Source organism: Pseudomonas sp. GGS8 (genome assembly GCF_024168645.1).
GTDB lineage: Bacteria > Pseudomonadota > Gammaproteobacteria > Pseudomonadales > Pseudomonadaceae > Aquipseudomonas.
The window spans coordinates 1,475,059-1,501,623 of record NZ_JALJWF010000001.1; the positions used below are offsets into that span (position 1 = coordinate 1,475,059).

Consider the following 26,565-nt stretch of genomic DNA (forward strand, 5'->3'; position numbering starts at 1 on the left):
AGTGTTCTGTTGTGTGAACAAAATTTGTGCAACACAACCAATCCCTGTGGGAGCGGGCTTGCCCACGATGAGGCCCGCCCGATCACCGCAAATTTCTCAAACCACCGCCGCCCGCCGCTGTACGAACCGGTCCACATACTCATCCGCCGGCGAATGCAGGATCTCTCGTGGTGTGCCGACCTGAATCAGTCGGCCATCCTTGAGGATCGCGATGCGGTTGCCGATGCGCACGGCCTCGTCGAGGTCGTGAGTGATGAAGACGATGGTCTTGTGCAGGGTCTTTTGCAGTTCCAGCAACTGGTCCTGCATTTCGGCGCGGATCAGCGGGTCGAGGGCGCTGAAGGCTTCGTCCATCAGGATGATGTCGGTGTCCGCCGCCAGTGCGCGAGCCAGGCCCACACGCTGGCGCATGCCGCCGGAAAGCTGATGCGGGTATTTGTTTTCGTAGCCCTTCAGGCCCACGGTGTTGATCCAGTGCAGCGCGCGTTCGGCGCACATCTGCTTGCTCTCGCCACGCACTTTCAGGCCGTAGGCGACGTTATCCAGCACGGTTTTGTGCGGCAGCAGGCCGAAGCTCTGGAACACCATGCTGATCTTGTGCCGACGAAATTCACGCAGGGCTTCCATGTCGTATTGCAGGATGTCCACGCCGTCCACCAGGATCGCACCGCTGGTGGGGTCGATCAGGCGGTTGAAGTGGCGCACCAGGGTCGACTTGCCGGAACCCGACAGGCCCATGATCACGAAGATCTCACCGGTGGCGATGCTCAACGACAGGTCGTTCACGCCGACCACACAACCAGTTTCGGCCAGTACCTGATCCTTGGTTTTGCCCTGGCCAATCATGCTCAGTGCTTCCTTGGAGCGGTTACCGAAAATCTTGAAGACGTTTTTGACTTCGATCTTGCTGATGGCTGCGTTGCTCATTTGCTCACCTCATGCCGTGGCCGACCATACGCCTGTGTAATGCGGTCGATCACCACTGCCAGAATCACGATCGCCAGACCGGCCTCAAGACCACGTCCGACGTTGAGGGTCTGAATCCCCACCAATACGTCTTCACCCAAGCCACGGGCACCGATCATCGAGGCGATCACCACCATCGACAGGGCCATCATGGTGGTCTGGTTGATCCCGGCCATGATGCTTGGCAGGGCCAGCGGCAGTTGCACGCCGAACAGTTGCTGCCAGCGGTTGGCACCGAAGGCGTTGATCGCTTCCATCACTTCACCGTCAACCTGGCGAATACCCAGATCGGTCAGGCGGATCAGCGGAGGTGCGGCGTAGATCACCGTGGCGAAAATCGCCGGAACCTTGCCCAGACCAAACAGCATCAGCACCGGAATCAGGTACACGAAGCTCGGCATGGTTTGCATGATGTCCAGCAACGGCATCAACACCGAACGCAGGCGATTGCTGCGCGCAGAAAGAATGCCCAACGGAATGCCGATCAGCACCGAGATGACCGTCGCCACCATCATCAGCGCCAGGGTCTGCATCAGCTTGTCCCAGAGACCGACCGCGCCCACCAGGAACAGCAGGCCGACGATGACCGCCGTGGTCACGACTTTGCGGGTCGCGTGCCAGGCCACGCCCGCCACGATTGCCAGCATCAGCCACCAGGGCGCCGCACGCAGCAGCCCTTCAAGATTGACGATGGCCCACAGCAGGGTGTCGGAGATGCTGCGGAACACGTCGCCGTAGTTGGTGACCAGCGAATCGACCCAACCGTTGACCCAGTCGGCGATGGAAAAGGTAAAGCTTTCGGGAAACATAAGAGACTCTCAATCAAGGGGTTGCGATCAAGCATCCGACTGCCGTTGCCGACAGTCGGAGAGGCTCAACCTACAAGGCCGCGTCGATTTTCTTGGCTGCGTCTTCGCTCACCCACGCGTGCCAGACTTCAGGATGTTCCTTCAAGAAGATCTTGGCCAGTTTTGGCGACTCGATCCGCTCTTTGGCCATACGCCCCAGGTTCTGATTCAGCAGGTCGATCGGCAGGTTGACCTTTTCCAGCACGGTCACCAGTTCCGGGGCCTGCTCGTGGAAAGTCTTGGAGAGGCCGACCTTGATGGTCACGCGCTTGTCGACACCCGGTTTTTCTTCCAGTTTGACCACGTCGATCTGGCCCATCAGCGGGGTTGGCGACCAGTAGTAGAACAGGATCGGCTCGCCACGCTTGTAGCTCGACAGCACCGCCGCATCCAGCGCCGGGCCGGTGCCTGGACGGAAGTTGGTGTAGCTGTTTTCCAGGCCGTAGCTTTTCAGCATTTCGCTGTTATCCAGCTCGCAGGTCCAGCCGGCCGGGCAGTTGTAGAAACGGCCTTTGGATGGCTCTTCGGCGTCCTTGAACACCGCGGAATATTTGGCCAGGTCGGCAATGTTTTTCAGGTCCGGAGCCTTGGCTTCCAGTTTGCGCTTGACGTCGCCTTCGATCACGTAGCGCGGCACGTACCAGCCTTCGACAGCCCCCACCACCGGCGCACCGACACCGACGACTTTGCCGGCCTTCTCAGCCTTGTTCCAGACTTCGCTGCGGCCGACCCACTCTTCGGCGAACACTTGGATGTCGTTGCTGCTCAGGGCGTTTTCCATGGTGATGGAGTTGCCCGGCAGGCTGTCGGTCTTGCAGTCGTAGCCTTTCTCCAACACAACTTGCAGCACGTCGGTCAGCAGCATGGCACTTTCCCAGTTCAGGCCGGCGAATTTCACCGGTTTGCCCGACTCGCACCAACCAGCCGCCTGAGTGGCGCCGGCACTGGCCAGCAGGCCCATGGAAAGCAATGTGGTCAGCAGGGTCTTGTTCGATTTCATTGTGTGACGCTCCTAATCATGAGTTGGCTTACGGCAGTCAAGAGGCATCCAGCCCTGTCCACGTCCAATCAGGCCTGCGCCGCAGCGCGACCGGTCCCGCTTGTTTTAGGTTGTACAACGCTGTCCTGCTCGACCGGCAGGATCAGTTGATCGGGTACTGCGCTGTGCCATTTTTTCGCGCACACGTAATACAGGGCTGCGGGAAGCACCAGACCGATGATCCAGGAAATATCCACACCCCCCAGATCGTCCACCAGCGGACCGGTATAGAACTTGGTAGAGATGAACGGCAGTTGCACCAGTACACCGAAGACATAGACGCTGATACCGAGAGGATTCCAACGGCCGTAGCGACCGTTCGGATCGGCCAGCGCCGGCACGTCATAGCGCTCGCGAGTGATGCAGTAGTAGTCCACCAGGTTGATCGCGCTCCATGGCGTGAAAAAAGCCAGCAAAAACAGGATGAAGGACTTGAAGGCACCGAGGAACGAGTGCTGACCGAGCAATGCGATCAGGGTCGCAGTGCCGACGATGACCAGCACGAAGACCAGACGCTGCAAGCGCGTTACCCGCAGGTCACCACGGAAACCGCTGATGACGGTCGCAATGCACATGAAGCTGCCGTAGGAGTTCAGCGTAGAGATGGTGACCTTGCCGAATGCGATGCTGAAGTACAGCAGCGCAGCGGTGGCACCGCTGCCGCTCAAACCAACGATGTAAGCCACTTCGTGGCCGGCGAATTGCCCGTTGGCCATGGCGGCGGCAAACACGCCGAGGATCATCGCCACCTGCGCACCAATAACCGAACCGGCGCCGGCGGCGAAAAAGGTTTTCACCGAAGACGTGCTGCTCGGCAGGTAGCGTGAATAGTCAGCCACGTAGGGGCCAAAGGCGATCTGCCAGGACGCCGCGAGCGACACCGCGAGCAGAAAGCTGGTCCAGCTGAAGTGGCGGATTTGCAGGAGTGCGCCAACGTCAGTCTGGCTCATCAGGCGACTGAACAGGTAAACGAAGGCAATCACGCCAATGACGCTGGCGACACGGCCGATGAAATGAATCACCCGATAACCGAGCACCGTGACCAGCACGATGACACTGGCGAAAATGAGGATACCGACGCTGTCGCTGACGCCAAACAACTGGCCCAGCGCCTGGCCGGAAAGCACGGTGCCCGTTGCGGTGAAGCCCAGGTACATCAGGCACACCAGTACGATCGGGATGGCCGCGCCATAAACACCGAACTGCACCCGGCTAGAGATCATCTGCGGCAGGCCAAGCTTGGGCCCTTGCGCCGCATGCAGTGCCATCACGCCGCCGCCGAGCAATTGCCCGATCAGCAAACCGATCAACGACCAGAACACGTCACCGCCCAGCACCACCGCCAATGCACCCGTGACAATCGCGGTGATTTGCAGGTTGGCACCCATCCACAGGGTGAACTGGCTCAACAGACGACCGTGTCTCTCCGCTTCCGGGATGTAGTCGATCGAACGTTTCTCGATCAACGGTTTACTGCCTGCACGATCGTCATTAACAGCCATTGTTCAACCTCTGTGGATTGTTATTCGGTGTTGGTTTGACCTCTGTAGGAGCGAGACTGCCCGCGAAGGCGTGCTTTCTGACACACCGAGGCGCATCGTTCGCGGGCAAGCCTCGCCCCTACAGCTTTTGTGTATGGCCACCCACTGAGGGTGGCTGGTTTTTTATTTGCCGGTGATCATCGGCAGGTTCAGCCCCTGTTCCTTGGCGCAGTCGATCGCGATCTGGTAACCGGCATCGGCGTGACGCATGACGCCGGTGGCCGGGTCGTTGTGCAGCACGCGAGCGATACGCTCGGCCGCTTCGTCAGTGCCGTCGCAGACAATCACCATGCCCGAGTGCTGGGAGAAGCCCATGCCGACGCCGCCGCCGTGGTGCAGGGAAACCCAGGTCGCGCCGCTCGCGGTGTTCAGCAGGGCGTTGAGCAGTGGCCAGTCGGACACAGCGTCGGAACCGTCCTGCATCGATTCGGTTTCGCGGTTCGGGCTGGCAACCGAACCGGAGTCCAGGTGGTCGCGACCGATCACGATAGGCGCGGACAATTCACCGCTGCGCACCATTTCGTTGAACGCCAGACCGAGCTTGGCGCGCAGACCCAGGCCAACCCAGCAGATACGTGCTGGCAGCCCCTGGAAGCTGATGCGTTCGCGGGCCATGTCCAGCCAGTTGTGCAGGTGGGCATCGTCCGGGATCAGTTCTTTGACTTTGGCGTCGGTCTTGTAGATGTCCTGCGGGTCGCCCGACAGCGCAGCCCAACGGAACGGGCCGATGCCACGGCAGAACAGTGGACGGATGTAAGCCGGTACGAAACCTGGGAAGTCGAATGCGTTTTCCACGCCTTCTTCTTGCGCCATCTGACGGATGTTGTTGCCGTAGTCGAAGGTCGGCACGCCCATTTTCTGGAAGTCCAGCATCGCTTTAACGTGCACGGCCATCGATTGCTTGGCGGCTTTGACCACGGCAGCAGGTTCGGTCTTGGCGCGAGCGCGGTATTCGTCCCAGGTCCAGCCGGCTGGCAGGTAACCGTTGAGCGGGTCGTGGGCGCTGGTCTGGTCGGTGACCATGTCCGGGCGTACGCCGCGACGAACCATTTCCGGGAGGATTTCAGCGGCGTTGCCACACAGGGCGATGGAGATCGCCTTGCCTTCGGCGGTGTATTTGGCGATACGGGCCAGTGCGTCGTCGAGGTCTTTGGCTTGCTCGTCGACGTAACGGGTTTTGAGGCGGAAATCGATGCTCACTTGCTGGCATTCGATGTTCAGCGAGCACGCACCAGCCAGGGTTGCAGCCAAAGGCTGAGCGCCGCCCATGCCACCGAGGCCTGCGGTCAGGACCCAACGACCTTTCAGGTCATCGTTGTAATGCTGGCGACCGGCTTCGACGAAGGTTTCGTAGGTGCCCTGGACGATGCCCTGGCTGCCGATGTAGATCCAGCTGCCGGCGGTCATTTGGCCGTACATGGCCAAGCCTTTGGCGTCGAGTTCGTTGAAGTGTTCCCAGCTCGCCCAGTGCGGTACCAGGTTGGAGTTGGCGATCAGCACTCGCGGGGCGTTGCTGTGGGTCTTGAACACGCCGACCGGCTTGCCGGATTGCACCAGCAGGGTCTCATCGTCGTTCAGGTTGGTCAGGCTTTCGACGATCTTGTCGTAGCATTCCCAGTTACGTGCCGCACGACCGATACCACCGTAAACCACCAGTTCTTTAGGGTTCTCGGCGACTTCCGGGTCGAGGTTGTTCATCAGCATGCGCAGCGGCGCTTCGGTCAGCCAGCTCTTGGCGGTCAACTTGTTACCACGGGCAGCGCGGATTTCAACATCACGGTGCTTAGTAAAAGAAGCGGTCGTAGGTTTATTCTCAGTCACGAAAAGAACTCCTCAGCAATCAATCCAAACCAACCCAGGCAGTGGGTGAGCAAGCCGATGGGCATCAGTGCACATCAGCGAATCAGTGGACGATGGTTGAGTCTTCGTGACTCATACACATACGTCTTTACTTGTACATACAAGCATATGCAATCAAGCGGCCAACTTGTTGGATAAGCATTCAAGAAAAATTCTGAAAGGGCTGGAAAGCGCCTGGATCAAGGGTTCTGGCGCAGATGAAATTTTTCGAGGGGATTTTGCGGAAGGGGCGAAGGCTGTTACTTGAGCGTGGTTTTGTGCCACGCTGGGGCGTTCGGTAACAAAGTGGTGCGCGGCGGGGAACGGATTTGCGAGGACGAAAAGCATCGCGGGCAAGCCCGCTCCCACAAGGACGATGATATTCCTGTGGGAGCGGGCTTGCCCGCGATAGAGGCGACCCGGTATTGGATCAGCGTGCAGTCAGCTCAATGACACAGCATGAGCCATTGATGGCGACGTCCAGCAGACCGACGTTACCGTCCAGTTGCAGGCAATCATGGCGACCGAGGCGCGATGCGCTGTTACCGACCTTCACTTCAAGCGCTTCACTGATACTGAACACCAGCAGAGTCCTGGCTTCACTAAAAAACCGCTGTTTGCCTTCCTGCCACTGCAACCGCGCACTGTAACGGTCCGGCGCATAAATCAGGTTGAAGTCGCGAATCGGCCCACCGAGCAATGCGCAGGACACATGACTTTCACCACTGAAAGCAAACGGGTCCAGGGGTAACAACGCCCGCGTGTCCTGACCATCGACGCGCAAGGTCATGCCCTCGCCTTGCAGTACGGTGATCACCCGCTCATAACCGGCAAAGGTGGAAAAACCGCCCGACTCGCCGATGTCGGCAATCGACAGGCGCCAGCCAAAACCATCAAGACCTACACCCGTATCGCGAGTAATTTCTTCAGTGCTGCCACCGCCGTTTTTCCACGGCATGCGCGGGTAATCTGCTGCGCGTAAAACTTTCAACTGGCTCATTTATGGCTCTTTATTTATGGAACCGTCCTTCCAGACGATGACGGGAACCGGGGTGGATCAAACGGGCGGCGGTCACTGGCTGACGGCCGGACCAGGTGCGACGACGAATCAGCAGGCACGGCTCGCCCTTTTCAATCTGTAGCAACTTGCACTCGGACGGCTCGGCGAGAATCGCTTCGACCACATGCTCGCCTTCGGTCAATGGCGCGACCTGATTCAGATAGGCGTAAGGCGTTTGCAGGGTGAAGTCTTGCTTGAGGTAGTCCGGCGCCACCAGCGCGTTGACGAAACGATCTTCGATTTGCACCGGGATATCGTTTTCGAAATGCACGATCAGCGAGTGGAACACCTTCTGGCCTTCACGCATGTCCAGGGCCAGGGCACGCTCGGAACCGGCGGCCTCTTCTTCGAGGGTGATCACCTTGCACGTGTGACGATGGCCACGGGAGGCGATCTCGTCGGCGATGTTGTGTACTTCAAACAGCGCAGACTGACTTTTCGGCTCAGCGACGAACGTTCCGACCCCTTGCATACGCACCAACAGGCCGTCGGCCGTCATCTCGCGCAGGGCGCGGTTGATGGTCATGCGGCTGAAACCCAGCTGGTTGACCAGCTCGCTTTCCGATGGAACGCGGTAGTGCGGCGGCCAGTTTCCACTGTCGATTTGCTGGGTGATCATCTGTTTGACGCGGGCGTACAAGGGCGCCGGACTGTCGCCCATGTTCGCGGCCAACGGGGAGACTGCAGGCGGAGTCGGCACGGTTAATCCTTGTTCATCGGTTAGAAGTTGCTAGCTTGCCGGAGTTTACCGAGCAGGCAAACGTCTGTATATGTATATACAAATAACACACGATGGGGTGCTGAACCATGTCCGCCTTCTTTGCCGAACGCGCGCTGCTGCCTAGTGGATGGGCCAACAATGTACGTCTTGAAGTCAACGCCGATGGCGTACTGACCCATATCCAGGCCGATTCCCACGCAGATGGCGCCGAACGGTTGAGCGGTCCGCTGCTGCCAGGAATGCCGAATTTACACTCCCACGCCTTCCAGCGGGCCATGGCCGGCTTGGCGGAAGTGGCGGGTAATCCAAATGACAGTTTCTGGACCTGGCGCGATCTGATGTATCGGCTCGTCGGAAAAATCAGCCCGGATCAACTCGGCGTTATCGCCCGTCAGCTGTACATCGAAATGCTCAAGGCCGGTTACACGTCGGTCGCGGAATTTCATTACGTCCATCACGACAATAATGGCCAGCCGTATGCGGACCCGGCCGAACTTGCACTGCGCATCAGCCAGGCGGCCAGTTCCGCCGGTATCGGGTTGACCTTGCTGCCGGTGCTCTACAGCCACGCAGGTTTCGGCGGCCAGGCCCCGAACGAAGGCCAGCGCCGTTTTATCAACAGCACCGAGAATTATCTGAAACTTCAATCGCGCTTGCAGCCGATCCTGGCGCAGCAACCGGCGCAGTCGCTCGGCCTGTGTTTCCACTCATTACGCGCGGTCACACCGCAGCAGATCAGCGAAGTACTGACGGCCAGCGACAAGCAGTGCCCAGTGCACATTCACATCGCCGAACAGCAGAAGGAGGTCGATGACTGCCTGAGCTGGAGCGGTCGCCGTCCGCTGCAATGGCTGTACGAAAACACCGAAGTCGATCAACGCTGGTGCCTGGTCCACGCCACTCACGCCAACCCGGAAGAAGTCACGCTCATGGCCAAGAGCCGCGCCATCGCCGGCCTGTGCCTGACCACGGAAGCCAACCTCGGCGACGGAATTTTCCCGGCGGTGGACTTCCTGGCGCAGGGCGGGCGCATGGGCATCGGTTCCGACAGCCATGTGTCGTTGAGCGTGGTGGAGGAATTGCGCTGGCTGGAATACGGCCAGCGTCTGCGTGATCAGCGGCGTAATCGTTTGTATGGCGCGAATCAGCCGATGGTCGGCCGCACGCTGTACGACGCGGCACTGGATGGCGGCGCCCAGGCGTTGGGCCAGTCGATCGGAGCCCTGGAAGTCGGCAAGCGCGCGGATTGGTTGGTGCTCGACGGCAACGATCCGTACCTGGCAACCGCCAGTGGCGACGGGATTCTCAATCGTTGGTTATTTGCCGGTGGCGATCGCCAGGTGCGAGATGTGCTGGTCAATGGCCAGTGGGTCGTGCGCGATGGGCGGCATGCCGGCGAAGAAGAGAGCAATCGGGCATTCACCCAAGTCCTGCGCGATATCTTGGGCTGACGCAAAAAATGTGGGAGCGAGCCTGCTCGCGATAGGACCGTCAGATTCAACAGAAATGTTGACTGACATTCCGCTATCGCGAGCAGGCTCGCTCCCATCGTTTTTGCTCTTCGATGACCGTTAGTTCGAGGTCTTGGCCATCTTGCTATCCGACGTACGCCAGATCAGCCGTGTCGTGTCATACCCCTGCTGACGCGCCCTGCTCAGCAGTTCTTCACGCGCCACGCCATTGACCGTTGGGGTCCGTGACAGCAGCCAGAGGTGATGGCGACTCGGGTCGCCAACAATCGCGGTCTTGTAATCATCGCTGACGTACAACACCCAGTATTCTCCCTTCGACACACCGGGTATCAGTCGCGAGAACCAGGTATCGAATTCGACCCACAGTTTGTCGGCCTTGCCAGGCACCTGTGGATAAGCCTTGCCCTTGGCCTCTTCCCATTGCCATTCCGAGGTCAGACAGCGGTTGAGCACCGCCATCTCACCGTCAGGCTTAAGACTGTAATGGGCTTCGGATTGCGCACAGTTGCGCTGGAAATACACCGGCAAACGCGCCAATTCGTACCAGGTTCCCTGGTAGCGCTTGAGGTTGACGCTGTTGACGGTCTTGGGCGCCAACGGATCTACGCCAGAAGAGGCGCAGCCGGCCAATACCAGGCCGGCAAAAAGAACGATCAGGAACCGCTTCATTATTTTTTTCTCCCGTGGGCGAAAAGCCCCGGTTTACTTCAGGCCTTGGCCCGAAAACATCAGCACTTTGTCACCGGCATACTGCACGCTGATAAAGCTGTTTTTGTCGCCCCAGGTGCAGCTGGACATGCCGAGTGCGCCCGAGCAGTCGGCGGGTTTGCCCAGCAAGGTTTCAACCTCGGCCTTGGGCATGCCGGTCGACAGCTTCGAGTAATTTTCCTGATTGATCTTGCTGCATGCGGCCAACAACACGCAGAACGAGAGCAAGGCGATAGAACGCAGCGACATGGTGTAACTCCTGGAACGGAAGAGGGGTGGCATGTTGCCAACCAGAAGCTTAGAAGAGAAAACCCTAATCTGGTTCCCCGACCGTCCGGCTATTTATTAGGCCACTCGTCCGCCTTTTACCGATAAATCAGCCACTTTCTCGCGTCGTTGAGTATTTCGTCGGTTTTCGTCAAAACCCACCTAATCTTTGGCGCTGGCCAGTCGACATAAAAGCAGCGCCAAGCCCTCGACTGTGGCAAATTGACGCCCCCTTGTTGACCAGCCACTGCGCGGTAGATCATTTAATGACTAGAAACATGAAATTCAGCCACAAGATCTTGTTGGCAGCCGCTCTCGTGGTGGCCGTGGCATTCGCCTGTTTCATCCTGTTCAACGATTACCGCCAGCGACAAACCCTACGTAGCAGCACCGAGTCCTCGATGCAGGAACTCGGCAGCCTGACCACCAGCAACATCCAGACCTGGCTGGAAAGCCGCATCCAATTGCTGCAATCACTGTCCCAGCAGATCGCCATGGATGGCAGTGCCCAGGCCAACCTCAAGCGCGCCATCGACCTGCCGGCCTACACCGGCAACTTCCAGTTGAGCTACTTCGGCGGCACCGATGGCGTGATGTTCTCGGTCCCGACCGGCAACCGCGCCGCGGACTATGATCCGCGCGCCCGTGGCTGGTACAAGGCGGCCGACAACGCGCAACAGACCATCGTCACCGAACCCTACATCGCGGCGTCATCGGGAAAACTGGTAATCACCGTGGCCACGCCGGTGAAGCACCAGAACCAGATGATTGGCGTCGCCGGTGCGGACATCGACCTGTCCAGCGTCAGCACAATCATCAACTCGCTGAACTTCGGTGGTCATGGCCATGCGTTCATTGTCAGCGCCGACGGCAAGATCCTGATCCATCCGGACAGCAAACTGGTGCTCAAGAGCCTGACCGACGCCTACCCCAACGGCGCGCCGAAAGTCAGCCCGGGCTTGAAGGAAGTCGAACTGAACGGCAAAACCCAGTTCATCTCATTCACCCACGTTAACGGTGTACCGTCGGCCGACTGGTACGTGGCGCTGGTGCTGGATCAGGAAACAGCATTCTCGATGCTCAGCGAGTTCCGCACCTCGGCAATCATCGCCATGGTCATCGCCGTGGTCATCATCATCGCGCTGCTGAGCATGTTGATCCGCGTGCTGATGCAGCCGTTGCTGATCATGGGCCGTGCCATGCATGACATCGCCGAGGGCGAGGGCGACCTGACCAAACGCCTGACCATTCACGGCCAAGATGAATTCGGTGCACTGGGCACCTCGTTCAACCGTTTCGTCGAGCGTATCCACACCTCGATCCGCGAAGTCTCTTCGGCTACCGGTCAGGTCAACGAAGTTGCCTTGCGCGTAGTGGCAGCCTCGAACTCGTCGATGTTCAACTCCGATCAGCAGGCGTCGCGCACCAGCAGCGTCGCGGCAGCGATCAACCAGCTCGGTGCCGCCGCCCAGGAAATCGCCCAGAACGCCGCCCTCGCCTCGCAACATTCAAGCGACGCGCGCAGCCTGGCCGAAGACGGTCAGCAAGTTGTGGATAAAACCATCGCCGCGATGCACCAGCTGTCGGCAAAAATCAGCGATTCGTGCGGCAACATCGAAACCCTGAACAGCAACACGGTGAACATCGGGCAGATTCTTGAGGTGATCACCAGCATCTCGCAACAGACCAACCTGCTGGCCCTCAACGCCGCCATCGAAGCGGCCCGTGCCGGTGAAGCCGGCCGTGGTTTTGCCGTGGTGGCCGACGAAGTACGCAACCTCGCCCACCGCACTCAGGATTCGGCGCAGCAAGTGCAGAAGATGATCGAGGAGCTGCAAGTCGGCGCCCGGGAAGCGGTCAGCACCATGACCGACAGCCAGCGCCAGAGCGAAAGCAGCGTCGGCATCGCCAACCAGGCCGGCGAGCGCCTGAGCAGTGTGACGCAGCGCATCGGTGAAATCGACGGGATGAACCAGTCGGTAGCTACCGCGACCGAGGAACAGACCGCCGTGGTGGAGTCGATCAACGTCGACATCACCGAGATCAACACGCTGAACCAGGAAGGTGTGGAGAACTTGCAGTCGACTTTGCGTGCATGTGCGGATCTTGAACAGCAGGCGGCGCGGTTGAAGCAGTTGGTGGGTAGTTTCCGGATCTAAGGCACTCTCACTGGCCTCATCGCGGGCAAGCCCGCTCCCACAGGTTCCGTGGTGTGCACAAGTTTTGAGTTCGACGCCGAACCCTGTGGGAGCGGGCTTGCCCGCGATGGCGGCATCAGCAACAACGACAAGCTAGAAGCGCGATCCTGGCCCAGAGAGAAACTCCAGCTCCTCAGCCGTAGATTCACGCCCCAACACTGCATTGCGATGGGGAAACCGACCAAACCGCGCAATGATCTTCTGATGCCGTTCGGCGTAATCCAGGTTGCTGGCAAACACCGCCCGATCCACCTCGGGTTGCTGTTCAACCAGATCGAGAAACCGCGCAACCGCTTCGTTCTGCACCGCCAGATTTTCGCAGTGTTCGAACACCAGATAGATAAACACCCGCTGGATCGGTCGCAGTTGCCGATCGAAATCCGCGGCAATGCCTTGCGCTACCAGTGCCTGAGCCCTGGGATCGCCGGAAAAGGATTTGGGGGTGTCGCGAAAGATCATTCGCGGCAGTTGATCGAGCAACAGCACCAGTGCCAGCCAACCTTCGGGGCGTTGCGCCCATTCGGTCAATCCGCCGGCCAGTGCCTGCTCGACCAGGTCCCCGAAACGCATCCGCGCCTCGAGGTCCTGACTGTCGCGCTTACCGAACCACAACTTGCCCTTGTCAGCCGCTATTTCGTTGGGTGATTCGAAAGATCCAAACCACCATTCGAGCAACGGCTGCCAGGGCGCTGTCATGGTTTATTCCTTGTGGTACGCCGTGACGCGAGCAACTTCTTCTTTCGAACCGAGGAACACCGCAACACGCTGGTGCAGGCCTTCCGGCTGGATGTCGAGGATGCGCTGGTGGCCGTCAGTGGATGCGCCACCCGCTTGTTCAACCAGGAACGACATCGGGTTGGCTTCGTACATCAGGCGCAGTTTGCCCGGCTTCGACGGCTCGCGGCTGTCGCGTGGATACATGAACAGACCGCCGCGGGTCAGGATGCGGTGCACGTCGGCCACCATCGCGGCGACCCAACGCATGTTGTAGTTCTTTTTCAGCGGGCCTTCTTCGCCTGCCAGTAATTCGCCCACGTAGCGCTGTACCGGAGCTTCCCAGTGACGCTGGTTGGACGCGTTGATGGCGAATTCCTGGGTGGCTTCAGGAATGGTGATGTCTTCATGGGTCAGGACGAAGCTGCCCATTTCACGGTCCAGGGTGAAGCCTTTTACGCCGTCGCCCAAGGTCAGCACCAGCATGGTCTGCGGGCCGTAGATGGCATAACCGGCGGCTACCTGCTCGGTGCCTGGCTGCAGGAAAGCCTTTTCGTTCAGAGGTTCGTTCTGGCTCAGGTATTCGTTCGGGCAACGCAGCACCGAGAAGATGGTGCCGACCGGGGCGTTGATGTCGATGTTCGACGAACCGTCCAGTGGGTCGAATACCAGCAGGTAGGCGCCTTTCGGGTATTTGCCCGGGATCTGGTAGGCATTGTCCATCTCTTCGGACGCCATGCCGGCCAGGTGACCGCCCCATTCGTTGGCTTCAAGCAGGATCTCGTTGGACAGCACGTCGAGTTTCTTCTGCACTTCGCCTTGAACGTTTTCGGTGCCCATGCTGCCCAGGACACCACCCAGGGCGCCTTTGGAGACGGCGTGGCTGATTTCCTTACAGGCACGCGCCACCACTTCGATCAGGAAACGCAGATCGGCAGGAGTGTTGTTGCTGCGGGTCTGCTCAATCAAATAGCGACTCAGGGTAACGCGGGACATGGAAGACTCCGGAGGAAGGGGGCTAAAAAACCCGCGCAGTTTAACGCGAGTCGAGGCGCATTTCCTCCTATCAGACGTGATACACCCGATAGAGTTCATGCGCGGGGTTGAGCGTAGTTCGAAATGGGCATTTTTACCGCCCGATAAACCGCTATCGCGAGCAGGCTCGCTCCCACATTGATCGCAATCCACTGTGGGAGCGAGCCTGCTCGCGATTGGGTGCAAAGCACCCGCCTTCAGGATTTTACGGGTGGCTTGCGCAGCAAACTGAACGCCATCGCTCCCAGAAACAGCACACTGAGCAGCAACACCGCCCACAGCCCGATCTTTTTCCAGTTCGTGCCCAGCACCGTCGGCGCTGTCGCCACCGGGGTCACCACTGCCCCACCGTCCACCGTCGCCCTGCCCAACGCCGCCAGTTTCGCCGCGCTGTAATCGGGAATCAGTGTCGACAGCGGCAAGCTTGCAGCCTTCACCGTCGCACTCCCCAGCGCCAGCGCATAAGGCCCGGCCCCGCGCGCCAGGAACACCAATTGAGTGGAGCGCACGGCATACCGCACAGTGGGTGCTTCTGCGCCCAGGCCACCGCCGCGTTCATCCACTGTCAGCTTCAATTGCTGCACAGTCTGACCCGGCAACTGCAATTCGTTCTGCACCACGTCCTGGCCATTCTGGGTCAGGCGATAGAGCAAACCGCTGGTCAGCGGTTGCCACGGCAAGCTGGTCTCCCTGCGCCCCGACAACGTCACCGGTGCCAGGCTGTTGGGCTGATTCAACTCGATCTGCAAACGCTGGACGTTCAACCCCATCGGCAATTGCCAGATGTACTCACCAGCCTTCGCGCTGCTGCCGGCTAATGGTTGCGACCAGACCAACGGCAGCGGCAAGGTGCGAGGGTTAGTGCTTTCCAGCTGCGCCGAGGTCAGCACCGGCGCCGACTGCGGTGAACTCCACAGCAAACGCAGATAGCGCGCGGATTGCCCCGGCAGGCCGACTTCATGTTGTTCGACCCGTTCGTCGGCAAACGTCAGACGCGCCACCTGCCCTTCACCCCACGACTGCCAATGCTGCAGATCGTTGCTGGCTTCGATGCTGAAACGCTGGAAGCCGTCGCGTTCGCTGGTCCAGTCGAGGATCAATTGCTGCAACGGCGCCTTGATGCCGCTGGCATCGAGCAACCAGCCGCGCAGTTCTTCTTCACCTGCCTCCAGCTGGCTGGACGGCTGCACTTCGACCAACGTGCCATTGGCGCTCGATTGCACCCGCACACTTGGTGCGCGCTCTGTGTCGTCCGCCGAGTTGTACAACGGGAACCACTTTACGTCCGTCAACGAGCGGTTTTCGTGGGTCTGCGCAGGTTCTCGGGCCAGGGCGTACGCCTGAGGTTCACCGGCGGCGTTGAACACGCGCACATCGCTGAGATCGGTTTGCCGCGCGTTCAATTGCACGCCCAAGGGTAATTCCAGGCGATACCACGGCCCCTCGCCACTCACGTACAACGGCACCTGCGTGGCGAAATCCGAAGGTTTTTCCTGCGCGCCGACCGACAGCGTCACACCCAGCACAACAGCACCGCACCAGCCCAGGTTCAGCTTCTGACTCAAGACGACACTCCTTCGGTTTCAGGGGCCGGTTTCTCGGCACCCGGCATGGCTTCGGCACGCTTGGGTGGCAACGGGGCGAAGTAGCCCACCACCAACAGCAGCACACCAACCCCGATAAACGATACGATCCGCGCCAGCCCGCCACGGTTGCTCAATTCAACGAAGAACAATTTGGCGACCACCAGCGCGATCAGCGCCGCGCCGATCAGCCAGACTTCGCGGCGATGACGCAGATGCCCACCGATCATCAGGCTCAGGGCCATCAAGGTCCAGACGATGGACAGGCCGGCCTGCACCAGCATCGACTCCAGCAACAGATCCAGCGCGAACGGCACGCCACCCCAGTGATGGGCCGCGCGCATCACCATCGCGGTGAAGAAGGCGAACAGTGAAACACCGGCAATCACCTGCGTGGCGTTATCGGCGTAATCCTCTCGGATCGCCAGTTGCATGACTGCGTTGCGGGACCAGACATAAACGCCGAACAGGGCGAACAACAGGCCCAGCTCCAGCGGATTGATCAGCGGCACATATGGCAACGGCTCGGCGGTGCCGTCGCTGGCAATGTTCGCCAGCCAGAACCAGCCGAGCATCAACAACGCCAACGGCGTGGCGGCATACACCCGGTACTCGCGGGAATAGGTCGACACTGGCCATGGCCACGCCCGTGGTGCAGCCATCAGCACCAGATACAGGCTCGGCAGAATCGCCCAGCCCAACCAGCGCCAGGCGTTGTACTGCTCCGACAACAGCAGCAAGCCGTAACGCAGCTCCAGGGCGAGCACCCCGATCAACAGCCAGCAACCGAGCACGTGGGCGGTGCTCAGGGCTTTTTCGGGCAACATCGGCGCCAGTCGCCGCAGCGAGATGAAATGCACGACGAACACCGCCGCCCAAACCAGCCAGCCGAAATTGGCGGCCGGGTGATACCGCGAATACCAGGCCGCGAGTAACACCAGACCGGCAGCAGGAATCAGCAAGGTGCAGAGCAAGCCCAGCGACGACCACTTCAGGCGCAGCGCCAGCACCGTCCACAACGCCACACTCACCGCCGCGACTGCCAGTAACAATGTCGCTTGCAGATTCACAGGTGCAAAGCGCAGCACTTCGCTGATCCACGCCAGCGCCCACCAACCCGCACCCCATACCAGTAACACCTCGGACAAACGCTGCAAACTCAACACATCGAAAGCCGAAGCATGATTGCCGAGCTGCAAACGCCAGGCCCCGACGAATGCCGCCAGCCCCAGCACCAACGGTGTCCAGAAACCGCTATGCGCCAGTGGTCGCAACCCTTCGCTGAGCAGCGGCCCGAACAAGTCCGGCCCGGCGAACAGGAACGCTACGCCGCCAATCACCTGCAACAGCAGGCCAAAGACAAAACTCACGCGCTGCTTCAGGTACAGGCTCAACCAGATGATGAACAAACCACTGGCCGCCCATACCGCGCTTGCGGTTTGCCATGGCAACACGAACAGCACGGCGAGGTTGATCAGCACCAGACCGGCCAGCAACACCACCGACAAGCCGCGCAGCAAACGCACGTCACTGCGCACCATTTCGTCGCGAGCCGCCAGCAGCATGCCGGCGATCAACGCCAATCCGATCAGGGACGCGCTGAGCAAACCGCTCCAGCCGGCGCTGAACACCGCAGCCGACTCACCACTCGCCCCTTGCAGCCGCACCAGGAACAACGCACCACCGAGCAGTTGCACGGCGAATGCGCTGAACAGGAACGCCCGCGATTGCAGACGCAGGCCGATGAACAGCGTCGCCAACCCGGCCAGCGCCCAACTGATCGCCGTGCCATGCGTGAAGAAAAACAGCGGCGCCAGCAGATAGAGGAACGTCAGCCCCAGGCAGGCCAGCACCGGCAACCCTTGGCGTTCCCACGGTGATGTCTGTTCGGGTGACGCTTTGCGCAATTGGTAGAAACTGAACAGCAGCGCCACGCCGAGCATCAACGCTCCCAGCGGCGCACCATCGAGCAGGCTGCCCTCGCCGCTACGCAATTCACTGATAAAGGCCAGTGCCGAGCCCAGTTGCAGCAGCAAGGCAAAGGCGCGCGCCAATGGTCGTTGTTGACGCAGGCCGAGCCAGAAAATCCCCGCGCCTTCCACCGCCCAGGCTGCGGCAGTCCAACGCGCGTCGAGCCCCAGAGGGATCGCCAGGCTGGCGAAGATCACCCCCAGTGCCAGACAGGTTTCCGCCAACAACAGCGCTCGTCCGCTCATCAGCAACCGGGCCAGGCCCATGTAAATCACGCCCAGGCCCAAGGCACTGAAGGCGGCGGCAAATTCAAAGTGCTCCACCAGCGCGAACTGCAGACCGAAGCCCACCAACGGTGGCGCGAACAGCATCATGCCGTCGACGTAATCGCCCTTGTGCGCCGACCAGCGCAGCAGTGCTTCGCGGCTGTTGTCCTCGGGCGCATCGCTCATTTCCAGCAACTTGCGCCGGGTGAACAGCAAACCGATGGCCAGGTACATCAGGAAAAACAGAATCAGGAACGGCTCCGTGCTCCACAGCAGTTCCGGTTTATAGGAACGCAGGCCCCAGGCAAACCCGATGCCGAAGGTGCCGACGAAACCGATCAGGTTGAGCAGCCGCCAAGCCTTGAACCAGGCGATGGCGAGGATGCCGGCGTTGAGCAGGGCGAAATAGCTGAACAGCGCGACGTGATTGCCGGCGCCGGTGGAGGTCAGGATCGGCGCCGCGAAACCGCCCAGCGCGGCAGCGGCGGCCAGACCCAATGCGTTTTGGGTAATGGCGAGAATCGCCGAGAACACCGTCACTACCACCAACAGGCCCAATGCCGCCTTGGGATCAAGCAACGGATGCAAACGCATCGCGGCAAATACCGTGAGGTACAACACTGCAATCCCGGTGCCTTGCAGCATCAGCGCGTAGTTGCTGTTGCGCAGTCGCAGCCACCAGCCCAGAGCGAGCAGGCCCAACGCCGCCGCCGCGACACCGGCGTAACGCAACTCGATCGGTACCACCATGCCTTCGGTGGCATAGCGCAACAGGAAGGCCAGGCCGAGGAACAACAACACCACGCCAACCCGCAACACGGTATTGCCGCCGAACAGCCAGTTGCGTGCGCCACTGATGGCACGCTCGATGAAGTTCGGGCCACGCGGCTCGGCCGGTTGCTGTGGTTCGCGGGCGACCGGCTCGGGTTGCCAGACATCAGCGGGCAGCGGACGACTGCTTTCGGCGGCGACCGCGGTGATAGGTTCGAGCTCGGGAGGTAGTTCCCAGACCAACTCCTGGGTTGCGACAGGGGCTTGTTCAAGAATGATTTCTGGGGAGGAAACGGGCTCACTGGCAACCGTTTCGCCTGGCTCAGGTGCCTTGACACCCGACACCTCCAGCAACGCCAGTCGCTGCTCGACTGCATTCAGCGCAATCTGCGCCTGATCAAGTAAGCGCCGCTGCTCGGCAGTTTGAGTGCTCAAGCGGCCGATGCGAATGGCCTGGCCGAGACCCAGCCCGAGCAACGCACCCAACAGCGCGTCGCTGAACGACTCGTCAAGCATCCAGCCCAGCAGCAGCCCAATCAGCATGAACATCCATTGCATGGTCGATATCCCTAAGCGGCCCATTGCTTTGTGACGCTTGCACTGACGTCAATCGCGGGCAAGCCTTGTTCCTATCCTGTAGGAGCGAGGCTTGCCCGCGATTGACCGCGCAACGGCCACAGAAACATCCGGTAAAACTGGCGCTTAGTATATCGGTCCGGCCCGACAACCGTCGGGCCTCGCTCGCATTTATTGCTAAAAGTTACTCCAAAGCCTTCCAGATATCCGTGGCGTACTCGCGAATAGTCCGGTCGGACGAGAACCAGCCCATCCGCGCGGTGTTCAATACCGCCGAACGCCACCACTCTTTCGAGTCGTGCCAGTGAGCTTCGACCAGCATCTGCGCGTTCCAGTAAGAGTCGAAATCGGCGCAGACCAGGAAGCGGTCGTAGTCCACCAGTGAATCGATCAGCGCGGTATAACGGGACGGATCGTCAGGTGAAAACACCCCGCTGCGAATCGCTTGCAGCACGTCACTGAGTCGATGGGAGGCAGCAATGTCCGGCGCAGCGTTGAATTCATGGTTGCGCTTACGCGCCTCCACTTGCTGGGAGCTGAGACCGAAGATGAACATGTGCTCGGCACCGATGCGCTCGCACATTTCCACATTGGCCCCGTCCAGGGTGCCGATGGTCAACGCGCCGTTGAGGCCGAACTTCATGTTGCTGGTGCCCGAGGCTTCGAAGCCGGCGGTGGAAATCTGCTCCGACAAATCCGCCGCCGGAATGATGCTTTCGGCCAGGCTGACGTTGTAGTTGGGCAGGAACACCACTTTGAGCAAACCGCGCACCGTCGGGTCATTGTTGACCACCCGCGCAATGTCGTTGGTCAGTTTGATGATCAGCTTGGCCTGGTGATAACTGGCTGCCGCCTTGCCGGCGAAGATTTTCACCCGCGGCACCCAATCGATTTCCGGCGCGGCACGAATCGCCTGATACAGCGCGACGGTGTGCATCAGGTTAAGCAACTGACGTTTGTATTCGTGGATCCGCTTGACCTGCACATCGAACATCGCCGCCGGATTGACCGCGATCCCCAGCCGCTCATGAATCAGATACGCCAGGGCTTTCTTGCTGTGCAGCCGCTGCTCGGCGAACTGCTTGCGAAAGGCAGTCTTCTCGGCAAACGGCTCCAGAGCGAGCAAGCGCTCCTCGGGGTTGTCCAGCAGACTCGGGCCCAGGGCCTCGACCAGCATGGAGGTGAGCTCGGGGTTGGCCTGATAGAGCCAGCGGCGGAAGGTGATGCCGTTGGTCTTGTTGTTGATCCGGTCCGGGTAAAGCTTGTGCAGCTCGGAGAACACCGTGCTGCGCATCAGCTGCGTGTGCAGGCCGGACACGCCATTGACGCTGTGGGAACCGAGGAACGCCAGGTTACCCATGCGCACGCGGCGACCGTTGTCTTCCTCGATCAGTGAAATCGCACGCAACACGTCGAAGTCGTGGACGCCCTTGGCGCGCAACGAATCGATGTGCTGGGCGTTGATCAAATAAATGATCTGCATGTGCCGTGGCAGCATTCGCTCCATCAAACCGACCGGCCAGGTTTCCAGCGCTTCCGGCAGCAGCGTGTGGTTGGTGTACGACAGCGTGTCGACCGTGATCTGCCACGCCGCATCCCACGCCACGTCATAGACGTCGACCAACTGACGCATCAGCTCGGCCACGGCGATCGAGGGGTGAGTGTCGTTGAGTTGAATGGCGGCGTGATCGCCCAAGGTCAGCACCGAGGTGTGCATGTTGCGATGGCGGCGCAACAAATCCTGCAAGGACGCGGCGACGAAGAAATACTCCTGACGCAGGCGCAATTCCTGGCCGGCCTCATTGCTGTCGGCCGGGTAGAGCACACGGGAGATACTTTCTGCCCAGGCCACTTCCGCCACCGCGCCCAAGTGGTCGCCAGCGTTGAAGCGCTCCAGATGCAATTCTTCCATGGCCCGGGCGCGCCACAGCCGCAGGGTGTTGACACTCGCACCACGCCAACCGACCACCGGGGTGTCGTAGGCAATGGCCCGCACGGTTTCTGCCGGGGACCAGACTTGCCTGGACTTGCCGGCCTCATCGGTCACGGTTTCGACACTGCCGCCGAAGCCGATCGGGTAGGCCACCTCTGGTCGTTCGAACTCCCACGGGTTACCGAAATCCAGCCAGTGTTCGGTCTGCTCCTGCTGCCAGCCGTCGACGATGGCCTGGCGGAACAAACCATGTTCGTAACGAATGCCATAACCATGGCCGGCGATGCCGAGGGTCGACATGCTTTCCATGAAGCACGCCGCCAGACGCCCGAGGCCGCCGTTGCCCAGCGCCGCATCGGGCTCCAGCAGACGAATGCGTTCGATGTCGACGCCCAGTTCGGTCATGGCCTCGCGGGCCACATCGAGCAGGCCAAGGTTGCTCAGGCTGTCGTAGAGCAAGCGACCGATAAGGAATTCCAGGGAGAGGTAATAAACCCGTTTCTGGCCTTTGCGGTAGATCTGCCGGGTATGGTCCATCCAGTGCTCGACCATGTGATCACGCGCCGCCAGGGCAATGGCTTCGAACCAGTCATGGTCGAAGGCGTGATCCGGGTCTTTGCCCACCGCGTAGGTGAGCTTGGTCAAGACGGCGTCGCGGAATGCGGCCACCTCTGCTTCGCGAACAAGTGGTTCTTGAGTCATCGATAAGACCTCGAGCGAGCGTGGAATTGTCTGAGCCTAGTCGGTCTGACAGACCGTAGAGACTCTGGTTCGGCAGTTTTTCCTGTTGGTGCGAGATAGATCGGCATTAGGTTATCGCGTGCCTGAAACAATGCAGGGGTCGTGCCGGACACAGGACTATTTTGCGACAAGCAAAAAAATCTGGCGAAAGGTTGTTCAAAAATCCACCAGTCCCGGTATGATCGCGCGCCCTGATGCACACGCTGGTAACAACCGATGATGAAGCCCAACCTGATCGCCGCCGCGGAAATCGATCGCCTCGATACCTGGGCCAAGTACTCTGCCCCAATGTGCGGCTCGTGCATGTCCAGCTGCTGCACGCTGCCGGTCGAAGTCAAGATCAAGGATCTGATCCGCATCGGCATCGTCGACGAATTCGAACTGGGCGATCCACCCAAGAACATCGCCAAGCGCTTGCAGAAGGAAGGGATTGTCGAGCGCTACAATCAGAAGTCCGAGATCTTCACCCTCCAGCGCATGAGCAACAACGATTGCCTGTACCTGGATCGTAAAAGCCGTTTGTGCACTATTTATGATAAGCGCCCGGACACCTGCCGCAACCATCCGAAAATCGGACCGCGGCCGGGGTATTGCGCGTACAAGCCCAAAGAAGTGGTGCGCGAAAACAATCCACGGACGCTGGACAAGTTCTGATCCAGGATCTCACTGCCTGACAGCCCCCCATCGCGGGCAAGCCCGCTCCCACAGGGTTCGGCGCTGAACACAGACTTTGTAGACACCACCAATCACTGTGGGAGCGGGCTTGCCCGCGATGGGGCCGACACAAACACCGCACAAAACCCAGACAAACAAAAACGCCCCCGGCCTTTCGACCGGGGGCGTTTTTCATTCAGCCTGAGTTAACTCAGTTCTTGGCTTTCTTGGCAGCGCGGGTACGCTCGCCTTCGTCCAGGATCTTCTTACGCAGGCGGATCGACTTAGGTGTCACTTCACACAGCTCGTCGTCCTGGATGAATTCCAGGGCCTGTTCCAGGGTGAAGCGAACAGGTGGAACCAGGGCGATAGTTTCGTCTTTACCCGAAGCACGCATGTTGTCGAGCTTCTTGCCTTTGGTTGGGTTGACGCCCATGTCGTTGTCACGACTGTTCAGACCAACGATCTGACCGTTGTAGATCTCTTGACCGTGTTCAACGAACAGCTTGCCACGCGCCTGCAGGGTTTCCAGGGAGTAGGTCAGTGCCTTGCCGGTTTCTACCGATACCAGAACACCGTTCTGACGGCCGGACATGTCGCCGGACTTCATGGTGTCGTAGCGATCGAAGATCGAGGTCAAGATGCCAGCACCGTTGGTCAGGGTCAGGAACTGGTTACGGAAACCGATCAGACCGCGAGCAGGGATGTTGTATTCCAGACGAACACGGCCTTTGCCATCCGGCACCATGTTGGTCAGGTCGCCTTTACGCAGGCCCATCTCTTCCATGACCTTGCCCTGGGATTCTTCAGGGGTGTCGATGGTGACGTTTTCGAACGGTTCCTGCTTCACGCCGTCAACTTGACGGATGATCACTTCCGGACGACCAACGCCCATTTCGAAGCCTTCGCGACGCATGGTTTCGATCAGTACCGAGAGGTGCAGCTCACCACGGCCGGAAACCTTGAACTTGTCGGCCGAGTCGCCTTCTTCAACGCGCAGTGCAACGTTGTACAGCAGCTCTTTGTCCAGACGTTCCTTGATGTTACGGGAAGTCACGAACTTGCCTTCTTTACCGCAGAAAGGCGAGTCGTTTACCTGGAAGGTCATGGAAACGGTTGGCTCGTCGACAGTCAGAGGCTTCATCGCTTCGACCGCGTCCGGGTGGCACAGGGTGTCGGAGATGAACAGCGAGTCCATGCCGCTGATGCACACGATGTCGCCTGCGGCAGCTTCTTCAACGTCGATGCGGTGCAGACCGTGGTGACCCATCAGTTTCAGGATACGACCGTTACGCTTCTTGCCGTCGGCACCGATAGCCACGACTGGAGTGTTCGGCTTGACGCGACCACGAGCGATACGGCCAACACCGATAACACCCAGGAAGCTGTTGTAGTCCAGAGCGGAGATCTGCATCTGGAACGGACCTTCACGGTCAACAGCCGGCGCAGGTACGTTGTCGACGATCGACTGGTACAGCGGGGTCATGTCTTCAGCCATGTCGGTGTGGTCCAGACCGGCAATACCGTTCAGGGCCGAGGCGTAGACGACTTTGAAGTCCAGCTGTTCTTCGGTAGCACCCAGGTTGTCGAACAGGTCGAAGATCTGGTCCAGAACCCAGTCCGGACGCGCGCCTGGACGGTCAACCTTGTTGATGCACACGATTGGACGCAGGCCGGCTTCGAACGCCTTCTTGGTCACGAAACGGGTTTGCGGCATAGGGCCGTCTTGAGCGTCAACCAGCAGCAGAACGGAGTCGACCATCGACATTACGCGTTCAACTTCACCGCCGAAGTCGGCGTGGCCCGGGGTGTCCACGATGTTGATGTGGTAGCCGTTCCAGTTGATGGCGGTGTTTTTCGCCAGAATGGTAATACCGCGCTCTTTCTCCTGGTCGTTGGAGTCCATCACGCGCTCGTCGTTGAGCTCGTTGCGCTCCAGGGTGCCGGATTGACGCAAGAGTTTGTCTACCAGGGTGGTTTTACCATGGTCAACGTGAGCAATGATGGCGATGTTGCGTAGATTTTCGATCACTTGTGTATCTCGATCAGAGGATTCGGTGTGCTGACAAGTCTTGGCAGCGATTTACAGTAGAGTCAGGCCTTGCCGTTACAGCTTGACGGCAGAGTCGGGGGGCCGGTGACGCAGGCCACAGGCAAACAGCCCCGGGCTCTTAGCTCGGTCGATAAACGCGCACATTGGCATGCCCCTCACTGAGCAAATGGTGGGCATGCAGGCGACTCATCACGCCTTTGTCGCAATACAGCAGGTACTGGCGAGTAGGGTCCAGTTCCTTGAAACGAGCGTTCAGTGCATAAAACGGCATCGTTTGTACCTCAATGCCAGCAAGCTCCAGCGGGTCGTCTTCGGCGGCATCCGGGTGACGGATGTCGATGATGATCTGACCCGCCAGCGCTTCGCTGACTTCTTCAATCTGCAAGTCCTGGCCCAATTCGTCGATCACGCGATCGATCGGCACCAGCTTGGCGTTCTCGAGCGCACGCTCAAGCACCGCCATGTCGAATTCTTTCTCTTCATGCTCCACGCGCGGACGCTTGGCGTGGGTCTTGGGGTTCACCGAGATGACCCCACAGTATTCCGGCATGTGCTTGGCGAAGTCGGCGGTGCCGATTTCGTTGGCCAGGTCGATGATGTCCTGCTTGTGACTGGCAATCAGCGGACGCAAGACCAGCTTGTCGGTCACGCAGTCGATCACGGACAGGTTCGGCAGCGTCTGGCTCGACACCTGGGAAATCGCTTCGCCGGTGACCAGCGCTTCGATGTCCAGCCGATCGGCAATACGGGAAGCCGCGCGCAACATCATACGCTTCAAAACTACACCCATATGACTGTTATCGACTTTGCCGAGAATTTCTCCCAGGACTTCCTCGAACGGCACACTGACAAATAACACGCGTTGGGAGCTGCCGTACTTCTTCCAGATGAAGTGCGCGACTTCCATCACGCCCAGCTCGTGGGCACGTCCGCCCAGATTGAAGAAGCAGAAATGGCTCATCAGCCCGCGGCGCATGATCTGGTAGGCCGCAACAGTGGAATCGAAGCCGCCGGACATCAGCACCAGCGTCTGCTCCAGGGCACCCAGCGGATAACCACCGATGCTGTTGTGCTGGCTGTGGATCACGAACAACCGTTTGTCGCGAATTTCGATGCGAACTTCGATTTCAGGCTCTTTCAGCGAGATTCCGGCGGCGCCGCACTGACGACGCAGTTGGCTGCCGACGTATTTCTCCACGTCCATGGAGCTGAATTCGTGTTTGCCGGCACGCTTGCAGCGCACCGAAAAAATCTTCCCGGCCAGCGCATCGCCGAAGTGCAGCTTGCACTTCTCGACGATGTCATCGAAGTCGCCCAATGGGTACTCATCGACCTGCAGGAAATGCGCGATGCCCGGCATGCAGCTCAGGCGCTCGGTCATCTCCTTCAGGGCCTTCGGGTCACTAACGCGGGTTTCCAGCTCGAGATTGTCCCACACACCGTTCACCACCACGGCCGGGTCCAGATCGCGGAGCACGGTACGGATATTTTTGGCCAACTGGCGGATGAAACGCATCCGTACCGGGCGGCTCTTGATGGTGATCTCGGGGAAGACTTTTACGATTAGTTTCATGAAAACAGCGCGCGCAGGGCCAGCCGAAAAAGGGGG

19 protein-coding genes are annotated in these 26,565 nt (G+C 59.7%); 3 read left to right on the forward strand and 16 right to left on the reverse strand.

Annotated elements, in window-relative coordinates; all coding sequences use genetic code 11:
• Window positions 1-96: 96 nt before the first annotated feature.
• The 7 genes from J3D54_RS06440 to hutC all read right to left on the reverse strand — a co-directional run bounded on the left by J3D54_RS06440 (window position 97) and on the right by hutC (window position 7,954).
• Window positions 97-927, reverse strand: coding sequence for a glycine betaine/L-proline ABC transporter ATP-binding protein (locus tag J3D54_RS06440; protein ID WP_253417181.1), 831 nt, complete (start codon window positions 925-927; stop codon window positions 97-99).
• Window positions 924-1,775, reverse strand: coding sequence for a proline/glycine betaine ABC transporter permease (locus tag J3D54_RS06445; protein ID WP_053153259.1), 852 nt, complete (start codon window positions 1,773-1,775; stop codon window positions 924-926). Before J3D54_RS06445 ends, J3D54_RS06440 begins: the two co-directional genes overlap by 4 nt.
• Before the next feature lie 70 nt (window positions 1,776-1,845).
• Complete coding sequence (locus J3D54_RS06450; RefSeq protein ID WP_253417182.1) at window positions 1,846-2,814, reverse strand: ABC transporter substrate-binding protein; 969 nt, start codon at window positions 2,812-2,814, stop codon at window positions 1,846-1,848.
• Between the two features lie 68 nt (window positions 2,815-2,882).
• Window positions 2,883-4,355 (reverse strand): cytosine permease, encoded by a 1,473-nt coding sequence (locus J3D54_RS06455; protein WP_253417183.1) that lies wholly within the window; start codon window positions 4,353-4,355, stop codon window positions 2,883-2,885.
• Between the two features lie 162 nt (window positions 4,356-4,517).
• Window positions 4,518-6,215 (reverse strand): urocanate hydratase, encoded by a 1,698-nt coding sequence (gene hutU / locus J3D54_RS06460; RefSeq protein WP_253417184.1) that lies wholly within the window; start codon window positions 6,213-6,215, stop codon window positions 4,518-4,520.
• 448 nt (window positions 6,216-6,663) lie between these two features.
• A complete protein-coding gene (locus J3D54_RS06465) occupies window positions 6,664-7,233 on the reverse strand; it encodes a HutD family protein (protein ID WP_253417185.1) in 570 nt (189 codons plus the stop codon).
• Window positions 7,234-7,243: 10 nt separating this feature from the next.
• Entirely contained in the window at window positions 7,244-7,954 is a 711-nt protein-coding gene (gene hutC, locus J3D54_RS06470; protein ID WP_161793960.1) for a histidine utilization repressor, read from the reverse strand.
• 146 nt (window positions 7,955-8,100) lie between these two features.
• On the opposite strand from hutC, the gene J3D54_RS06475 reads away from it, so the two are divergent.
• Entirely contained in the window at window positions 8,101-9,465 is a 1,365-nt protein-coding gene (locus J3D54_RS06475; RefSeq protein ID WP_253417186.1) for a formimidoylglutamate deiminase, read from the forward strand.
• Between the two features lie 120 nt (window positions 9,466-9,585).
• On the opposite strand, the gene J3D54_RS06480 is transcribed toward J3D54_RS06475, so the two are convergent.
• A complete protein-coding gene (locus J3D54_RS06480) occupies window positions 9,586-10,155 on the reverse strand; it encodes a lipocalin family protein (protein WP_253417187.1) in 570 nt (189 codons plus the stop codon).
• 33 nt (window positions 10,156-10,188) lie between these two features.
• On the reverse strand, window positions 10,189-10,443 hold the full coding sequence (locus J3D54_RS06485; RefSeq protein ID WP_007933963.1) for a hypothetical protein: 255 nt from the start codon (window positions 10,441-10,443) through the stop codon (window positions 10,189-10,191).
• A 284-nt stretch (window positions 10,444-10,727) separates the two neighbouring features.
• On the opposite strand from J3D54_RS06485, the gene J3D54_RS06490 reads away from it, so the two are divergent.
• Complete coding sequence (locus tag J3D54_RS06490; RefSeq protein WP_253417188.1) at window positions 10,728-12,620, forward strand: methyl-accepting chemotaxis protein; 1,893 nt, start codon at window positions 10,728-10,730, stop codon at window positions 12,618-12,620.
• A gap of 132 nt (window positions 12,621-12,752) precedes the next feature.
• On the opposite strand, the gene J3D54_RS06495 is transcribed toward J3D54_RS06490, so the two are convergent.
• The 5 genes from J3D54_RS06495 to J3D54_RS06515 form a co-directional block, all read right to left on the reverse strand.
• Entirely contained in the window at window positions 12,753-13,355 is a 603-nt protein-coding gene (locus J3D54_RS06495) for a DUF924 family protein (protein WP_253417189.1), read from the reverse strand.
• 3 nt (window positions 13,356-13,358) lie between these two features.
• Window positions 13,359-14,369 carry a class 1 fructose-bisphosphatase gene (locus tag J3D54_RS06500; protein ID WP_105340627.1) on the reverse strand — a complete coding sequence of 337 codons (1,011 nt, stop codon included), beginning with the start codon at window positions 14,367-14,369 and terminating at the stop codon, window positions 13,359-13,361.
• A 236-nt stretch (window positions 14,370-14,605) separates the two neighbouring features.
• Entirely contained in the window at window positions 14,606-15,973 is a 1,368-nt protein-coding gene (locus J3D54_RS06505; protein WP_253417190.1) for a DUF3999 domain-containing protein, read from the reverse strand.
• Window positions 15,970-19,557, reverse strand: a complete 3,588-nt coding sequence (locus tag J3D54_RS06510; RefSeq protein WP_253417191.1) for a DUF2339 domain-containing protein — start codon at window positions 19,555-19,557, stop codon at window positions 15,970-15,972. Before J3D54_RS06510 ends, J3D54_RS06505 begins: the two co-directional genes overlap by 4 nt.
• 202 nt (window positions 19,558-19,759) lie before the next feature.
• The gene (locus J3D54_RS06515; RefSeq protein WP_253417192.1) at window positions 19,760-22,210 is read right to left on the reverse strand and encodes a glycogen/starch/alpha-glucan phosphorylase; all 2,451 of its coding nucleotides are present in this window, start codon (window positions 22,208-22,210) and stop codon (window positions 19,760-19,762) included.
• Window positions 22,211-22,465: 255 nt separating this feature from the next.
• Here J3D54_RS06515 and J3D54_RS06520 point away from each other — a divergent pair, with 255 nt between their 5' ends.
• Window positions 22,466-22,903, forward strand: coding sequence for a YkgJ family cysteine cluster protein (locus tag J3D54_RS06520; RefSeq protein ID WP_138866653.1), 438 nt, complete (start codon window positions 22,466-22,468; stop codon window positions 22,901-22,903).
• Between the two features lie 211 nt (window positions 22,904-23,114).
• Here the strand turns inward: J3D54_RS06520 and typA are convergent, their stop codons facing one another.
• Together typA and thiI are read right to left on the reverse strand one after the other, a co-directional pair.
• Window positions 23,115-24,935, reverse strand: coding sequence for a translational GTPase TypA (typA, locus tag J3D54_RS06525; RefSeq protein ID WP_025859468.1), 1,821 nt, complete (start codon window positions 24,933-24,935; stop codon window positions 23,115-23,117).
• Between the two features lie 139 nt (window positions 24,936-25,074).
• Window positions 25,075-26,529, reverse strand: a complete 1,455-nt coding sequence (thiI, locus tag J3D54_RS06530) for a tRNA uracil 4-sulfurtransferase ThiI (RefSeq protein WP_253417193.1) — start codon at window positions 26,527-26,529, stop codon at window positions 25,075-25,077.
• Between the last annotated feature and the right edge of the window lie 36 nt (window positions 26,530-26,565).

Bases quoted from the DNA above. Each gene is read 5' to 3' on its own strand.
- J3D54_RS06440 (WP_253417181.1), bottom strand. From the start codon at position 927: ATGAGCAACGCAGCCATCAGCAAGATCGAAGTCAAAAACGTCTTCAAG.
- J3D54_RS06445 (WP_053153259.1), bottom strand. From the start codon at position 1,775: ATGTTTCCCGAAAGCTTTACCTTTTCCATCGCCGACTGGGTCAACGGT.
- J3D54_RS06450 (WP_253417182.1), bottom strand. From the start codon at position 2,814: ATGAAATCGAACAAGACCCTGCTGACCACATTGCTTTCCATGGGCCTG.
- J3D54_RS06455 (WP_253417183.1), bottom strand. From the start codon at position 4,355: ATGGCTGTTAATGACGATCGTGCAGGCAGTAAACCGTTGATCGAGAAA.
- J3D54_RS06465 (WP_253417185.1), bottom strand. From the start codon at position 7,233: ATGAGCCAGTTGAAAGTTTTACGCGCAGCAGATTACCCGCGCATGCCG.
- hutC (WP_161793960.1), bottom strand. From the start codon at position 7,954: ATGGGCGACAGTCCGGCGCCCTTGTACGCCCGCGTCAAACAGATGATC.
- J3D54_RS06475 (WP_253417186.1), top strand. From the start codon at position 8,101: ATGTCCGCCTTCTTTGCCGAACGCGCGCTGCTGCCTAGTGGATGGGCC.
- J3D54_RS06480 (WP_253417187.1), bottom strand. From the start codon at position 10,155: ATGAAGCGGTTCCTGATCGTTCTTTTTGCCGGCCTGGTATTGGCCGGC.
- J3D54_RS06485 (WP_007933963.1), bottom strand. From the start codon at position 10,443: ATGTCGCTGCGTTCTATCGCCTTGCTCTCGTTCTGCGTGTTGTTGGCC.
- J3D54_RS06490 (WP_253417188.1), top strand. From the start codon at position 10,728: ATGACTAGAAACATGAAATTCAGCCACAAGATCTTGTTGGCAGCCGCT.
- J3D54_RS06495 (WP_253417189.1), bottom strand. From the start codon at position 13,355: ATGACAGCGCCCTGGCAGCCGTTGCTCGAATGGTGGTTTGGATCTTTC.
- J3D54_RS06500 (WP_105340627.1), bottom strand. From the start codon at position 14,369: ATGTCCCGCGTTACCCTGAGTCGCTATTTGATTGAGCAGACCCGCAGC.
- J3D54_RS06510 (WP_253417191.1), bottom strand. From the start codon at position 19,557: ATGCAATGGATGTTCATGCTGATTGGGCTGCTGCTGGGCTGGATGCTT.
- J3D54_RS06515 (WP_253417192.1), bottom strand. From the start codon at position 22,210: ATGACTCAAGAACCACTTGTTCGCGAAGCAGAGGTGGCCGCATTCCGC.
- J3D54_RS06520 (WP_138866653.1), top strand. From the start codon at position 22,466: ATGATGAAGCCCAACCTGATCGCCGCCGCGGAAATCGATCGCCTCGAT.
- thiI (WP_253417193.1), bottom strand. From the start codon at position 26,529: ATGAAACTAATCGTAAAAGTCTTCCCCGAGATCACCATCAAGAGCCGC.